The organism is Escherichia sp. WS3063, assembly GCF_046486595.1.
Taxonomy (GTDB): domain Bacteria; phylum Pseudomonadota; class Gammaproteobacteria; order Enterobacterales; family Enterobacteriaceae; genus Escherichia; species Escherichia coli.
Genome location: NZ_JBJQKY010000005.1, coordinates 14,467 through 28,291, shown reverse-complemented (window position 1 = coordinate 28,291; position 13,825 = coordinate 14,467). Strand labels below are relative to the sequence as shown.

Annotated in this window: 14 protein-coding genes; 1 reads left to right on the top strand and 13 read right to left on the bottom strand. The window is 50.5% G+C overall.

All coding sequences use genetic code 11. The features are described from left to right. Window positions 1-10 precede the first annotated feature (10 nt). The 6 genes from ACJHYW_RS06340 to potA are packed head-to-tail and all read right to left on the bottom strand — an operon-like array spanning window position 11 to window position 5,126. On the bottom strand, window positions 11-799 hold the full coding sequence (locus tag ACJHYW_RS06340) for a TPM domain-containing protein (RefSeq protein ID WP_061092661.1): 789 nt from the start codon (window positions 797-799) through the stop codon (window positions 11-13). Beyond that, window positions 796-1,257 carry a DUF3592 domain-containing protein gene (locus ACJHYW_RS06335; RefSeq protein ID WP_001313748.1) on the bottom strand — a complete coding sequence of 154 codons (462 nt, stop codon included), beginning with the start codon at window positions 1,255-1,257 and terminating at the stop codon, window positions 796-798. The genes ACJHYW_RS06340 and ACJHYW_RS06335 overlap by 4 nt, the downstream gene beginning before the upstream one ends. Window positions 1,258-1,314: 57 nt before the next feature. Continuing rightward, window positions 1,315-2,361: a spermidine/putrescine ABC transporter substrate-binding protein PotD gene (gene potD / locus ACJHYW_RS06330; protein ID WP_000759309.1), complete on the bottom strand. Its 1,047-nt coding sequence runs from the start codon at window positions 2,359-2,361 to the stop codon at window positions 1,315-1,317. Next, window positions 2,358-3,152, bottom strand: coding sequence for a spermidine/putrescine ABC transporter permease PotC (gene potC, locus ACJHYW_RS06325; protein ID WP_000580316.1), 795 nt, complete (start codon window positions 3,150-3,152; stop codon window positions 2,358-2,360). The genes potD and potC overlap by 4 nt, the downstream gene beginning before the upstream one ends. Beyond that, entirely contained in the window at window positions 3,149-4,006 is an 858-nt protein-coding gene (gene potB / locus ACJHYW_RS06320) for a spermidine/putrescine ABC transporter permease PotB (protein ID WP_061092662.1), read from the bottom strand. Before potB ends, potC begins: the two co-directional genes overlap by 4 nt. Next, entirely contained in the window at window positions 3,990-5,126 is a 1,137-nt protein-coding gene (potA, locus tag ACJHYW_RS06315; RefSeq protein ID WP_000531594.1) for a spermidine/putrescine ABC transporter ATP-binding protein PotA, read from the bottom strand. The genes potB and potA overlap by 17 nt, the downstream gene beginning before the upstream one ends. A 249-nt stretch (window positions 5,127-5,375) precedes the next feature. Here potA and pepT point away from each other — a divergent pair, with 249 nt between their 5' ends. Further along, entirely contained in the window at window positions 5,376-6,602 is a 1,227-nt protein-coding gene (pepT, locus tag ACJHYW_RS06310; protein WP_000359446.1) for a peptidase T, read from the top strand. Between the two features lie 48 nt (window positions 6,603-6,650). Here the strand turns inward: pepT and roxA are convergent, their stop codons facing one another. The 7 genes from roxA to nudJ form a co-directional block, all read right to left on the bottom strand. Continuing rightward, window positions 6,651-7,772 (bottom strand): [50S ribosomal protein L16]-arginine 3-hydroxylase, encoded by a 1,122-nt coding sequence (gene roxA / locus ACJHYW_RS06305; RefSeq protein WP_001295435.1) that lies wholly within the window; start codon window positions 7,770-7,772, stop codon window positions 6,651-6,653. 75 nt (window positions 7,773-7,847) lie between these two features. After that, window positions 7,848-9,308 carry a two-component system sensor histidine kinase PhoQ gene (phoQ, locus tag ACJHYW_RS06300; protein WP_000735414.1) on the bottom strand — a complete coding sequence of 487 codons (1,461 nt, stop codon included), beginning with the start codon at window positions 9,306-9,308 and terminating at the stop codon, window positions 7,848-7,850. Continuing rightward, window positions 9,308-9,979, bottom strand: a complete 672-nt coding sequence (gene phoP / locus ACJHYW_RS06295) for a two-component system response regulator PhoP (protein ID WP_001265481.1) — start codon at window positions 9,977-9,979, stop codon at window positions 9,308-9,310. Before phoP ends, phoQ begins: the two co-directional genes overlap by 1 nt. A 168-nt stretch (window positions 9,980-10,147) precedes the next feature. Continuing rightward, window positions 10,148-11,518 carry an adenylosuccinate lyase gene (gene purB, locus ACJHYW_RS06290; RefSeq protein ID WP_000423742.1) on the bottom strand — a complete coding sequence of 457 codons (1,371 nt, stop codon included), beginning with the start codon at window positions 11,516-11,518 and terminating at the stop codon, window positions 10,148-10,150. 3 nt (window positions 11,519-11,521) lie between these two features. After that, complete coding sequence (hflD, locus tag ACJHYW_RS06285; protein WP_001297479.1) at window positions 11,522-12,163, bottom strand: high frequency lysogenization protein HflD; 642 nt, start codon at window positions 12,161-12,163, stop codon at window positions 11,522-11,524. Between the two features lie 35 nt (window positions 12,164-12,198). After that, entirely contained in the window at window positions 12,199-13,305 is a 1,107-nt protein-coding gene (gene mnmA, locus ACJHYW_RS06280) for a tRNA 2-thiouridine(34) synthase MnmA (protein ID WP_001295972.1), read from the bottom strand. Window positions 13,306-13,358: 53 nt separating this feature from the next. Further along, complete coding sequence (gene nudJ, locus ACJHYW_RS06275) at window positions 13,359-13,820, bottom strand: phosphatase NudJ (RefSeq protein ID WP_000476098.1); 462 nt, start codon at window positions 13,818-13,820, stop codon at window positions 13,359-13,361. Window positions 13,821-13,825: the final 5 nt, after the last annotated feature.

Here is a 13,825-nt window from a genome sequence, read left to right as displayed (position 1 = left end):
ACTGCCTCTTTTACCGTTTACTCGTCAATAACAACGCGGCAATAAACGTACAGACACCAATCAGCCCTGCCCAGAGCGGCGATATTCTGGTAATTGCAAAGCTATTATCGATATACAGGCATAAAGCCTGATAGCCCATATTGGCAACAGTCATCGCCACTGCAAACTTTAATGCATAATTAAGGCGCGTCGTGTAGTTAAAAAATGCCGTAAAGACGATGAATGCAACCGCCCAGGCAAAAAGGCCTAATGTCGTGGTACTGCCGGGTGGATCATTTTCATGCTGTTGTCCGGGATGCGGATAATATGTCAGTGGTGGCGTCGGTTGTTTTAATATCTGTGCTTGTAAAACAGCCAATGCATTATTGATACCCTGATACCAGAGATCCGCATGTAAATAAGCCAGCGTGTGATTTTCTACCAGAAGGCCGAGATGTTTATCGTCCATACTGCTTTCGACCTGGCCGTTGGTTATCATAATTAACCGTGGCTCGCGGGTAGTAAAGAGTAACAGAACACTTCCTTTTACATTACTCATTGAAGATGCCGCATGCGCCAGCATCGCTTTGCCATTTTGCCTGAGACTGGCTTCATTATTAATGTCGGGTAAAACCACAATAAACGGTGCAACTCCGGTTTGTTGGCGAAAAAGTTCGGCTTTATGCGCGATCTCTTCAGCATCTGGTACAGTACCGGTAACATCCGTAAAAAGTGTCTTCATTATTGGAATTAAGGGCTTACTGATTGCCGTCAGAGGCAGGAACATCAGTAAACTGAGCAGTATCATGATTTTTTTCATGGGCGGGACTTCCGTTTCCTGCGTGTCTTTTTAGAGGAGGGCATACTGATTAATAAACCGACGGCGATAAAAATAACGCCCATAATGCCGATAAACCCCCATTTAAAAAAATTAACCCACGGGTTATTTATCTCAGCCTTTTCAGGATGTCCTGGAGAATAATAAACATTAACTTTATCGCCTTCGCTGTCTTCATAAAAATCGCTGCCAATACTCGAATTGAAAATTAGCGTGTAATCTGGCGTCGGACGAAAGGCAACGACGGGATACCACGAACCATTTTTACCCGTGCGATGAGAATGACTGGAGTGCCAGACGGTATCAACAATGACGCCTTCAGTATGAATCGCGTCTTTGCTATAGGTGAACTGGTTATAAAAGATAACAACAGAAATGAGGATCAGTACCAGACCGATACCGAAGAATATACGAAAGAAAACTTTACTGTCCTGACTCATTAGCCACATCCTTGCTAAATAAAAAACGGGCGGTAATACCACCGCCCGCTTGCTGAATTAACGTCCTGCTTTCAGCTTCTGATAATACTCTTCATAAATGCTGCTGGCTGCGCCAACGTCATTCTGCCATTCACCATTTTTAATGGTTTCAGCATCCGGGTAGAGCGTTTTATCGTTCGCCACTTCCGGACTTAACAGCTTACGCGCCGCAAGGTTTGGCGTTGGATAACCGATAGTTTCAGCAACCTGTTTTGCCACGTCGGGGCGCAGCAGGAAGTTGATCAATTTCAGCGCACCTTCTTTGTTTTTGGCATTTGCCGGGATCGCCAGGCTGTCCATCCAGAAAATGCCGCCTTCTTTCGGCCACACCACGTCAATTGGCGTACCCGCCTGCCGTGCAACGAAAGCAGAACCGTTCCAGATCATGCCGAGGTTAACTTCGCCTTCCATGTACGGGTTAGCCGGGTTATCGGAGTTAAACGCTGCGACGTTTGGCATCAGTTTTTTCAGCTCGTTATATGCAGCTTCAATCTCTTTCGGATCGGTAGTGTTACCGGAGTAGCCCAGTTTGCGCAGCGCCATCTGGAACACTTCACGGGCATCGTCGGTCAGCAGCAGGCTGCCTTTGTACTCAGGCTTCCACAGATCGGCCCAGCTGGTAACGGATTTCGGATCTACCGCATCACCGTTAACGCCAATCGCCGTCGCACCCCAGATATACGGAATGGAGTAGTCGTTATTCGGGTCAAACGGCTTGTTGAGCATGTCTGGATCGAGGTTGCTGAAATTGCTTAACTTCGACTTGTCGATCTTCTGGATCATCCCTTCTTTACGCATTTTATCGACGTAATAGGTTGAAGGAACCACCAGGTCATAGGCACCGTCTTTGTACGTTTTCAGCTTGGCATACATGGTTTCGTTCGACTCGTAAGTCGAATAGATAACCTTAATACCGGTTTCTTTGGTGAACTGTTCAAGCAGTCCTGGCGGCACGTACTCGGTCCAGTTGTAGAAATACAGCGTGTTGTTGTCATCGGCGTGAGCGGCGCTCATGCCCAGTGCCAGAGCACCCGCCGCGAGCAGGTGGCGTGACCATTTTTTCATTTAACGTCCCCTGTGTTACCTTTCGTTTTATCACGAGCAATAAGCTGGCTGGCAATTACCATCACCAGCGACAGCACCAGTAATATGGTTGCCAGCGCGTTAACTTCCGGCGATACGCCGACTTTGACCATCGAATAAATTTTTAACGGCAGAATTTCATAACTCGGCCCGGTGACAAACGAAGAAACCACCACGTCGTCCATCGACAGGGTAAAGCTTAACACCCAGCCCGCCGCTACCGCTGGCATTGCCAGTGGCAGAATGATTTTTCGCAGAATGGTAAATTCGCTGGCACCGAGATCTTTCGCCGCTTCCAGCATTCGCACGTCAAAACCTTTCAGGCGCGAATACACTGTCACTACCACAAATGGCAGGCAGAAGGTGATATGCGAGAACAGCAGCGACCAGAAGCCAAGCTGAATACCCAGCAGCATAAACAGCACCAGCAGCGAAATCGCCATCACGATATCTGGTGACATCATCACCACAAACAGCATTCCGCTAACGAACGGCTTACCACGAAAGCGATAACGGTACAGCGCAACTGCCGTCAGTGAACCGATAAGCGTAGCAAACGTCGCCGAAAACACCGCCATTGTTAGTGAATGCTGCGCTGCCTGTAACAGGCTGTCGTTGTTCATCAGCAGGCTATACCATTTGGTGGTAAAACCTTGCCAGTTGATGCCAAAGCGCGAGCTGTTAAAGGAGTTCACAATCAAAATAATGATTGGGATATACAGGTACGCGTAGATAGCGGTCATAAAACCGCCGCGAAGCAGTCGACCGATCATTCGAGTTCCACCTTTTTGTTCAGCAGACGAGAAGCGCGCCAGTAAACCAGCAACATCAGGCCCATTACGATAGTCAGCGTAATGCTGGTGGCTGCACCAAACGGCCAGTCACGAATATTGAGGAACTGTACTTTGATGACGTTACCGATCAGCAGGTTTTTCGCACCGCCCATCAGGTCGGACACATAGAACAGGCCCATCGCTGGCAGCATCACCAGCAGACATCCGGCAATAATCCCCGGCATCGTCAGTGGAATAATGATGCGGATAAAAGTCTGTAACTTGCTGGCACCGAGATCGCGCGCCGCCTCAAGCAACGGCTTATCCAGTTTTTCGATACTGGAGTACAGCGGCATCACCATAAACGGTAGCAGAATGTAAACCAGACCGATAATCACCGCACTGGGCGTGAACATGATGCGAATTGGTGTATCAATAACGCCCAGCCAGAGCAAAAACTCGTTGAGATAGCCTTTGGTGCTGAGGAAAATTTTCAGCCCGTAGATACGAATCAATGAGTTGGTCCAGAACGGAACAATCAGCAGAAACAGCAGCAGCGGACGCACCTTGTGTGGCAACTTCGCCAGAAACCAGGCAAACGGATAGCCAAGCACCAGGCAGGCGAGGGTGGTGATCAGCGCCATATTCAGCGAGTGCAATAGCACTTCAAAATAGAGCGGATCGAGCAGACGCGTGTAGTTATCCAGCGTAAAGACCATTTTGACGAAACTGGCGTCGTCGCGGGTCAAAAAGCTGGTGCCAATGATCATCAGGTTGGGCAGAAAGACAAACAACACAAGCCAACCGACAATAGTGACAATCACTACATTCTGGAACTTACTTGTGTTCTTCATCAGCCAGTACGACCTCCCAGCTTTCTACCCAATTAATGGCCATTTTTTGGTCGAGAGAGTGGTCAAAGTCAGGATCGTCTTCATTGAAGAATTCGCTGACCATCACCATCTTGCCATTTTCCAGTTCAACAACCGACTCCAGCGTCATGCCTTTGTAGTTACGCTCGCGAACGTAACCAATCAGCCCTTCAGCGTGGTTGTCGTCGTTAATCTCTTCAACACGTAAGTCTTCCGGGCGCAGCAGAACATGCAGTTTTTGCCCCGGTTCAACGGCGAAGTTAACGTAGATATTACATTCGCGGCCTTCAACGTTGGCGCGTACGCGCTGCTCGTCGAGACGTTCGATGACAGTGGCGTTAAACATATTGATTTCGCCAATAAACCCAGCAACAAACAGGTTTTTCGGCTCTTCGTAGATTTCACGCGGCGTGCCGTCTTGCTCAATGCGACCATCGCGCATCACCACGATCCTGTCCGACATGGTAAGTGCTTCTTCCTGGTCGTGAGTTACGAACACGAATGTAATGCCAAGCTTACGCTGTAACGCTTTCAGCTCGTTCTGCATCTGTTTACGCAGTTTGTAATCCAGCGCTGAGAGCGACTCATCCAGCAACAACAGACGAGGCTTGTTAACCACCGCGCGAGCAATGGCGACGCGTTGCTGTTGACCACCAGAGAGCTGATGCGGTTTGCGTTGAGCGAAGGTTTCCAGCTGCACCATCCGCAGGGCTTCCATCACGCGGGGCGTAATTTCAGCAGCGGGGGTTTTTTGCATGCGCAACCCAAAGGCCACATTTTCGAACACGGTCATGTGGGGGAAAAGTGCATAGCTTTGGAAAACAGTATTCACATAGCGGTTTTCCGCCGGAACGTGGGTGATGTCCTCGTTATCCAGCATGATGCGTCCGGAATCAACAGTTTCCAGACCTGCAATCAGGCGAAGAACGGTTGTTTTACCGCAGCCAGAAGGGCCAAGCAGCGTGAGGAACTCGCCATTGTTGATAGTCAGATCCAGCTGGGGAATGACCTCTTTACCATCAAAGCATTTGCGAATTCCCGCCAATTGCACCAGCGGTGAAAGCGAACTCGGTTGTTTATTCAATTTTTTACTCTGTCCCATGTAAACGCAACGGATGGCTTACCGATGCGGGGTTTGTGGTTAACCACCTTGGTGACTCTTAATGAGGGCGGTAATTCTACGGCAAACCGCTTGAATCGCCAATCTTTGTTGTGAATTACTGGCTTAGCTTTATATTCATTAAGGTAATGCTGATAAATATTCCCGCTTGCAGGGGTAAAAGTGACCTGACGCAATATTTGTCTTTTCTTGCTTCTTAATAATGTTGTCACAAAAAGTGAGGGTGACTACATGGATAAACTACTTGAGCGATTTTTGAACTACGTGTCTCTGGATACCCAATCAAAGGCAGGGGTGAGACAGGTTCCCAGCACGGAAGGCCAATGGAAGTTATTGCATCTGCTGAAAGAGCAGCTCGAAGAGATGGGGCTTATCAATGTGACCTTAAGTGAGAAGGGCACTTTGATGGCGACGTTACCGGCTAACGTCCCTGGCGATATCCCGGCGATTGGCTTTATTTCTCATGTGGATACCTCACCGGATTGCAGCGGCAAAAATGTGAATCCGCAAATTGTTGAAAACTATCGCGGTGGCGATATTGCGCTGGGTATCGGCGATGAAGTTTTATCACCGGTTATGTTCCCGGTGCTGCATCAGCTACTGGGTCAGACGCTGATTACCACCGATGGTAAAACCTTGTTAGGTGCCGATGACAAAGCAGGTATTGCAGAAATCATGACCGCGCTGGCGGTATTGCAACAAAAAAACATTCCGCATGGTGATATTCGCGTCGCCTTTACCCCGGATGAAGAAGTGGGCAAAGGGGCGAAGCATTTTGATGTTGACGCCTTCGATGCCCGCTGGGCTTACACCGTTGATGGTGGTGGCGTAGGCGAACTGGAGTTTGAAAACTTCAACGCCGCGTCGGTCAATATCAAAATTGTCGGTAACAATGTTCACCCGGGCACGGCGAAAGGCGTGATGGTAAATGCGCTGTCGCTGGCGGCACGTATTCATGCGGAAGTTCCGGCGGATGAAAGCCCGGAAATGACAGAAGGCTATGAAGGTTTCTATCACCTGGCGAGCATGAAAGGCACCGTTGAACGGGCCGATATGCACTACATCATCCGTGATTTCGACCGTAAACAGTTTGAAGCGCGTAAACGTAAAATGATGGAGATCGCCAAAAAAGTGGGCAAAGGGTTACATCCTGATTGCTACATTGAACTGGTGATTGAAGACAGTTACTACAATATGCGCGAGAAAGTGGTTGAGCATCCGCATATTCTCGATATCGCCCAGCAGGCGATGCGTGACTGCGATATTGAACCGGAACTGAAACCGATCCGCGGCGGTACCGACGGCGCGCAGTTGTCGTTTATGGGATTACCGTGCCCGAACCTGTTCACTGGCGGTTACAACTATCATGGTAAGCATGAGTTTGTGACTCTGGAAGGTATGGAAAAAGCGGTGCAGGTGATCGTCCGTATTGCCGAGTTAACGGCGCAACGGAAGTAAGCGAAAAGGGATGCGGCATGTGATGCCGCATCCGGCTTAAATCCAAACTTACCCTTCGAAGAACCAGTATCCGCTATTGACCAGCGCCGCGAGCATCGCGAGGAATGACGGATCTTCCAGCGCATCGCCAAAATTCTCCGCGGTCAGCGCAATGTTGCTGGCGAGCGCATCCAGTGCCGGACGGTGCGGGGAATCGATCTTCTCACCATTGGCATACACATCGTCGCCAATGCGCAATACGCGCAGACCCCCCAGGCGCACCAGCACATCACCTTGTTTCAGCGCATCGTAGATTTCATCCGGCTGATAAGGCGGCTCTGGCGGCGCGATATCCAGTTCATGACGTGACTGGGATATAAACTCGCCAAACCATTGCTTAAAATGTTCCGGCTGGTTGATCAATTCGAGCATCATCTCACGCAGTTTATCCATCTCTTGCGGCAGAACGTCCGCAGGATGAGCGCGAGGTGGAACATCAGGATCGCTGTAGTAGTTGCCGCCCAGTTCACGTTGCAGCACATAATCGGCAAATCCACTAATCAGTTCCCGCGTATTTGGCGCGCGAAAACCCACGGAATAGTTCATCGCATTTTCCAGCGCGTAGCCTTCATGCGGGAATCCTGGCGGAATATAAAGAATATCACCAGGCTCCAGCTCTTCATCGATGATGGCTTCGAACGGATCGACCTGTAACAGATCCGGATGTGGGCAGTGCTGTTTCATTTGCAGCTTTTCACCCACTCGCCAGCGACGACGTCCGGTACCCTGAATAATAAACACGTCGTACTGATCGAGATGTGGGCCGACGCCGCCGCCAGGTACGGAAAAAGAGATCATCAGGTCATCAATACGCCAGTCCGGTAGTTCACGGAACGGTCGCATTAGCGCGGCGGTCGGCTCATGCCAGTGGTTCACTGCCTGTACCAGTAACGACCAGTTGGTTTCACCGAGATGATCGTAGCTTTCGAACGGGCCGTGGCTGACCTGCCATTTGCCATCCTGGTGACTGACCAGTCGACTGTCGACTTCGCTTTCCATCGCCAGACCCGCCAACTCGTCTGGAGAGATCGGGTCAATAAAATTATTAAAGCCGCGTTTTAACACCACCGGGCGTTTCTGCCAGTGACGTTCAAGAAAATCGGGCCAGTTAAGAGTGAGTTGGTATTCCATGTTAAGCATCCACAGGCTGGTATCTGCAACCGATTATAACGGATGCTTAACGTAATGCGTGAAGTATGGACATATTTATTCATCTTTCGGCGCAGAATGCTGGCGACCAAAAATCACCTCCATCCGCGCACCGCCCATCATGCTCTCTCCGGCGACGATTTTACCCTCATATTGCTCGGTGATTTCGCGGGCTACCGCCAGCCCCACACCTTGCCCAGGGCGTAAAGTATCAACCCGTTGACCACGGTCGAAAATGACCTCTCGCTTGCTTAATGGAATACCGGGGCCATCATCCTCGACCACAATATAGAGATGCTCGTCGGTTTGCCTTGCAGAAATTTCGACAAACTCGAGGCAATATTTACAGGCATTATCCAGCACATTGCCCATCACCTCGACAAAATCGTTCTGCTCACCAACAAAGCTGATCTCTGGCGAAATATCGAGAGAGATATTGACCCCTTTGCGTTGATACACTTTGTTCAGCGCCGAGGTGAGATTGTCCAACAGTGGGGCGACCGGATGCAGCTCGCGGCTAAGCAATGTCCCGCCGCGCATACTGGCACGATGCAGGTAGTAGCCAATTTGCTGTGAAATGCGGCTGATTTGCTCCAGCATTACCGGCTCAGCATCACTGACGCTCATCTTCTCACTACGCAGAGAACGCAGCGTACTTTGCAGCACCGCCAGTGGCGTTTTCAGACTATGGGTCAGGTCGGTGAGCGTTGTACGATATTTGTCGTAACGTTCGCGTTCACTTTTTAACAATCGGTTCAGGTTTCGTACCAGACTGGTCAGTTCTCGCGTTGTGGCTGGATTGAGCAATTCGCGGTTATGTTCTTCCAGTTCGCGGACTTCTTTTGCCAGGGCTTCGATGGGGCGTAAACTCCACCAGGCGGCGACCCACAGCAGCGGGATCACTAACAGCAGATTGGCTGAGAGCACATAGATAAACCAGCTCCAGACCATATAGGAACTTTTTAGCTCCACCGGAATGGTATCCACCACCACAATGGTTAACTTTGGCATCCGCGATGTTGCCGGGTAGACGTTTACCGCCACCGAGTGGGTCATCTCCGCGTCGTCATCATCTTCCCGCACTTCCTGCAACTGTTGCTGTATCGAATGATCTCCACTCAGCAAGAGGCTGGTATCGTTAACATCCGCTTCAATTTCATGAAAACCATTCGATTTCAGCCAGTCAGGCTGGATCATCTTCATCAGCCAGGGCACGTCACGTTGCGCCCATAAAAGCTGCCCGTTCTCATCATAAATTAGCGTCATGGTGGGGCTTTGCTTGTCGATATTTTCGGGTAACTCGACATGCAACTTATTGTTTTCCCACTTCGCAAGGGTATAGAACAGATTGCTCTCGCCACGTAACAGCCGAAACGTAGTTTTATCGAAACTGACGCTATAACCGATCAGCGCAACCATTCCGTAGGCAAGCGAAAGCACCAATACTACTGCTGCAGTTGCTAACAGAAAACGTACCCGCAGCGAGAGCGGGAAAAAAAGACGCAGTAATTTTTTCATCAGCGCAATTCGAACAGATAGCCCTGGCCGCGAACGGTGGTAATCACTTCTTGCGGATATTGTGCCTGAATTTTTTTGCGCAGACGTCCCATCAGTACATCAATGGTATGGCTTTCCCGCAGCTCCGCATCCGGGTAGAGTTGTAGCATTAACGAATCTTTGCTGACCACTTTGCCATTATTGCGTATCAACGTTTCCATAATGGTGTATTCGAACGCGGTCAGTTTGATCACTTCGTCATTAATAGATAATTCACGGCGGGAGAGATCAACCTGAAACGGTGGTAGCGAAATGACCTGTGAAGCCAGACCGCTATTACGCCGCATTAATGCCTGCATTCGCGCCATCACCTCTTCAATATGAAACGGTTTAGTCACGTAATCATCAGCACCGGCACTTAATACTTCGACTTTGTCCTGCCAGCTTTCACGGGCGGTTAATACCAGAATCGGCAGTGAAACATCGTTGCTACGCCAGCGGCGAATCAGTGACAGACCGTCCTCGTCAGGCAATCCGAGATCGACAATCGCAATATCCGGTAAATGTTCATTGAGATAATAATCGGCTTCTTTGGCATCTTCTGCGTCATCGACCTGATGACCAGCATCCTGAATCTGAACTTTAAGATGGTGACGTAACAACGCATTGTCTTCAACAACCAGTACGCGCATTTTTATTTCTCCCTGTCTTAATTATTAAAATAGTGTAACGCGATTATGTGGTTATGGGGGTAAACATTAAATAAACCAGCGGGGAGGGGAGGTAAAGTGAAAAAATAAAAAGTGGATAATCTTAATAAGCAGGCCGGACAGCATCGCCATCCGGCACTGTTTTGAGGCTTATTTCAGCTCATCAACCATGGTGATGGCGCGACCAATGTAGTTAGCCGGCGTCATTGCTTTCAGGCGGGCTTTCTCTTCTTCCGGCAGCGCCAGACCGTCGATAAATTGCTTCATGCCTTCGGCGTCAACGCGCTTACCGCGAGTCAGCTCTTTCAGCTTCTCGTACGGTTTTTCGATGCCATAGCGACGCATAACTGTCTGGATTGGCTCAGCCAGCACTTCCCAGTTGTGATCCAGTTCATCCAGCAGATGGTCACGGTTCACTTCCAGTTTGCTCACGCCTTTCAGGGTGGATTGATACGCAATCAGCGCATAACCGATACCCACGCCGAGGTTACGCAGCACGGTGGAGTCGGTCAGGTCACGCTGCCAGCGGGAAACCGGCAGTTTGCTTGCCAGATGCTGCAATACCGCGTTGGAAAGGCCCAGATTCCCTTCGGAGTTTTCGAAGTCGATCGGGTTAACTTTATGCGGCATGGTGGAAGAACCAATCTCACCAGCAATGGTTTTCTGTTTGAAGTGGTTAAGGGCGATATAACCCCAGACGTCACGGTCAAAGTCGATCAGAATGGTGTTGAAGCGCGCAACGCAATCAAACAGTTCGGCAATGTAGTCGTGCGGTTCAATCTGGGTAGTGTACGGGTTCCACTGAATACCCAGCGAGGTGACGAACTCTTCGCTGAATTGATGCCAGTCAACTTCCGGGTAAGCGGCGATGTGGGCGTTATAGTTACCGACCGCACCGTTGATTTTGCCGAGGATCTCCACCTGGTTAAGCTGGCGGTACTGGCGCTCCATACGGTAGGCGACGTTTGCCATCTCTTTACCGATGGTTGACGGCGTGGCTGGCTGACCGTGGGTACGAGACAGCAGCGGGATATCGCGGTACTGAACGGCGAGATCTTTAATGCCGTCAATCAGTTGACGCCAGTACGGCAGGATCACTTCATCACGCGCGGTTTTCAGCATTAATGCGTGGGAGAGGTTATTGATATCTTCCGAAGTACAGGCAAAGTGGATGAATTCAGAAACCGCGTGCAGTTCCGGGATCTCCGCCACTTTTTCTTTCAGGAAATACTCAACCGCTTTAACGTCGTGGTTAGTGGTACGCTCGATGGTTTTGATGCGTGCGGCATCTTCTTCGCTGAAACTGGCGACAATTGCATCAAGGTAACCGATTGCGTCGGCAGCAAAAGCAGGAACTTCCTTGATCGCTGCGTGCGCGGCCAGTTTTTGCAGCCAACGTACTTCAACTTGTACACGGAATTTCAGCAAACCATATTCGCTGAAAATCCCGCGCAGCGCGCTGACTTTATCGCCGTAGCGTCCATCGACAGGGGAAACGGCGGTCAGTGAGGATAATTCCATAGATCACAACTCCGGGGTTAAATGAGCAAGAATTTGTTTTGCCTGAGTGGTCAGGCGATTACGAGAAAACATCAGTTGCAGACGTCCGCCGCCAACCTGGTGCCAGAGCACGGCGGCGCGAATGCCTGCCAGCAGGGTTGCGCGAACTTTCGCCTGCACTTGTGGGCTTTGCAGTACAGCAGGGGAACCGGTTACCTGAATGCGTGGGCCAAGCGGGCTAATCACATCAACATAGATAGCAGCCATCGCGCTCATCAGCGTTTCGGACTGTAAATCGAAGTGTTCGAGCTGGCGTTGCAGGCCGTTGATCCGGTTGCCCAGAGTGTCGAGCGCACCTTTCGCTGAGGAGAGTTTGCGCTCAAGCACCATCAGACTGAGTGTGTAGCGGGTTAATTCGGCGTTTAAGCCCTGGCGACTGCTGGCATTGAGCACGCCGAGCAGGGTTTCCAGCCCGACGCGCAGGTTGGCTTCGCTACCGCCAAAAACCGCCAGCGTCGAGCTGGGGTTCATATCAATAATACTGTTGAGTGAGACGTGTAGCGCATCGGCATCACAATGCCCCTGGTGAGCGAGTTGTTGCACCAGGCGTGCCGACTGACAAATACCGGCCAGGGCGAGGGTGATGTCATAGTAATTCTTTGCCACGTTCACTGCTTCCTTGTTTTAAGTAAAGATAATAATCAGACCGGCAGCGGCAGACGCTGCTCAATAATACCGCCACCGAGGCACACTTCACCGTTATAGAAGACGGCAGACTGGCCCGGCGTCACGGCGGCAACCGGCTCATCGAAAATCACTTCAATGCGATCATCGTCCAGCGCCTTGACGGTGCACGGGATGTCGGTCTGGCGATAGCGGGTTTTTACTGTGCAACGCATAGTACCGGTGAACGGCTCGCGATCGACCCAGTGCAGCTGCTGGGCAATCAGACCGACAGACATCAGACGCGGGTGTTCATGGCCCTGCGCAACAATCAGAATGTTGTTTTCGACGTCTTTATCGACCACATACCACGGTTCTTCGGTGCCGTCTTTGGTGCCACCGATACCCAGACCTTTACGCTGACCGAGGGTGTGATACATCAGCCCCTGGTGCTCACCAATTTCATCGCCATCGACGGTAATGATTTTGCCCGGTTGCGCCGGGAGATAACGGCCCAGGAACTCGCGGAATTTACGCTCGCCGATAAAGCAGATACCGGTAGAATCTTTTTTCTTCGCGGTGACCAGACCGAGATCTTCAGCAATCTTACGCACCTGCGGTTTTTCCAGTTCGCCGACCGGGAACAGGCTTTGCGCAATTTGCTCATGGCTGAGCGTATAAAGGAAGTAGCTCTGGTCTTTATTGCTGTCCAGACCACGCAGCAGGCGGCTCTTGCCATCGACATCTGCCCGACGTACGTAATGACCGGTAGCGATATAATCGGCACCTAAATCTTCGGCGGCAAATTCGAGGAAAGCTTTAAATTTGATCTCTTTGTTGCACAGAATATCCGGATTTGGCGTGCGACCGGCTTTATATTCGGCAAGGAACAGTTCGAAGACGTTGTCCCAGTACTCGGCAGCAAAGTTAACGGTGTGCAGTTCAATGCCGAGCTTGTCGCAGACAGCCTGGGCATCAGCCAGATCCGCTGCCGCTGTGCAATATTCCTCACCGTCGTCTTCTTCCCAGTTCTTCATAAACAGGCCTTCGACCTGATATCCCTGTTGTTGCAACAGCCAGGCAGAAACGGAGGAATCGACACCGCCGGACATGCCGACGATTACTTTTTTTGCGGTTTCAGACATTGGATCACTCACGACATTGAACTTCAAGGCGGCGTATTCTATCACGCAGCCTTTTAGATGACACCCTTTGTAAAAGGCCAGTTAAAATCGCCAATCATCTCCAGCGGATAGCGTTGCCCGCTTTGATAACAACGAATACTTTCCGCCACCAGCGGCGAACGCAGGTTTGACGCCTGTAAAATTTCTTCGGCGCTGACCCAACGGCAGCAGTCGATATCGCTGTCATGAGGCTGGGTCGGGCATATTTGCTCAAGATTAATGGCAAAGAGGAAACGCAAAAACGGCGTTTTATCAGGCGCAATCCACTGATGCATACGAATAAAGTGTTGCGGCTGCGCGCTGATGCCGGTTTCTTCCCACAGCTCACGGGCGGCGGCTTCCACTAAGGTTTCATCGGCTTCCAGATGCCCGGCAGGTTGGTTCCATAACGCTTTACCATTAATCGTCTCTTCAACGACTAAAAATTTGCCTTCTGCGTGCACCACGCAAGCAACGGTAACGTGCGGTTTAAACATTTTGC

Coding starts and splice junctions, on each gene's coding strand:
- ACJHYW_RS06340 (WP_061092661.1), bottom strand. CDS start 799: ATGAAAAAAATCATGATACTGCTCAGTTTACTGATGTTCCTGCCTCTG.
- ACJHYW_RS06335 (WP_001313748.1), bottom strand. CDS start 1,257: ATGAGTCAGGACAGTAAAGTTTTCTTTCGTATATTCTTCGGTATCGGT.
- potD (WP_000759309.1), bottom strand. CDS start 2,361: ATGAAAAAATGGTCACGCCACCTGCTCGCGGCGGGTGCTCTGGCACTG.
- potC (WP_000580316.1), bottom strand. CDS start 3,152: ATGATCGGTCGACTGCTTCGCGGCGGTTTTATGACCGCTATCTACGCG.
- potB (WP_061092662.1), bottom strand. CDS start 4,006: ATGAAGAACACAAGTAAGTTCCAGAATGTAGTGATTGTCACTATTGTC.
- potA (WP_000531594.1), bottom strand. CDS start 5,126: ATGGGACAGAGTAAAAAATTGAATAAACAACCGAGTTCGCTTTCACCG.
- pepT (WP_000359446.1), top strand. CDS start 5,376: ATGGATAAACTACTTGAGCGATTTTTGAACTACGTGTCTCTGGATACC.
- roxA (WP_001295435.1), bottom strand. CDS start 7,772: ATGGAATACCAACTCACTCTTAACTGGCCCGATTTTCTTGAACGTCAC.
- phoQ (WP_000735414.1), bottom strand. CDS start 9,308: ATGAAAAAATTACTGCGTCTTTTTTTCCCGCTCTCGCTGCGGGTACGT.
- phoP (WP_001265481.1), bottom strand. CDS start 9,979: ATGCGCGTACTGGTTGTTGAAGACAATGCGTTGTTACGTCACCATCTT.
- purB (WP_000423742.1), bottom strand. CDS start 11,518: ATGGAATTATCCTCACTGACCGCCGTTTCCCCTGTCGATGGACGCTAC.
- mnmA (WP_001295972.1), bottom strand. CDS start 13,305: ATGTCTGAAACCGCAAAAAAAGTAATCGTCGGCATGTCCGGCGGTGTC.
- nudJ (WP_000476098.1), bottom strand. CDS start 13,820: ATGTTTAAACCGCACGTTACCGTTGCTTGCGTGGTGCACGCAGAAGGC.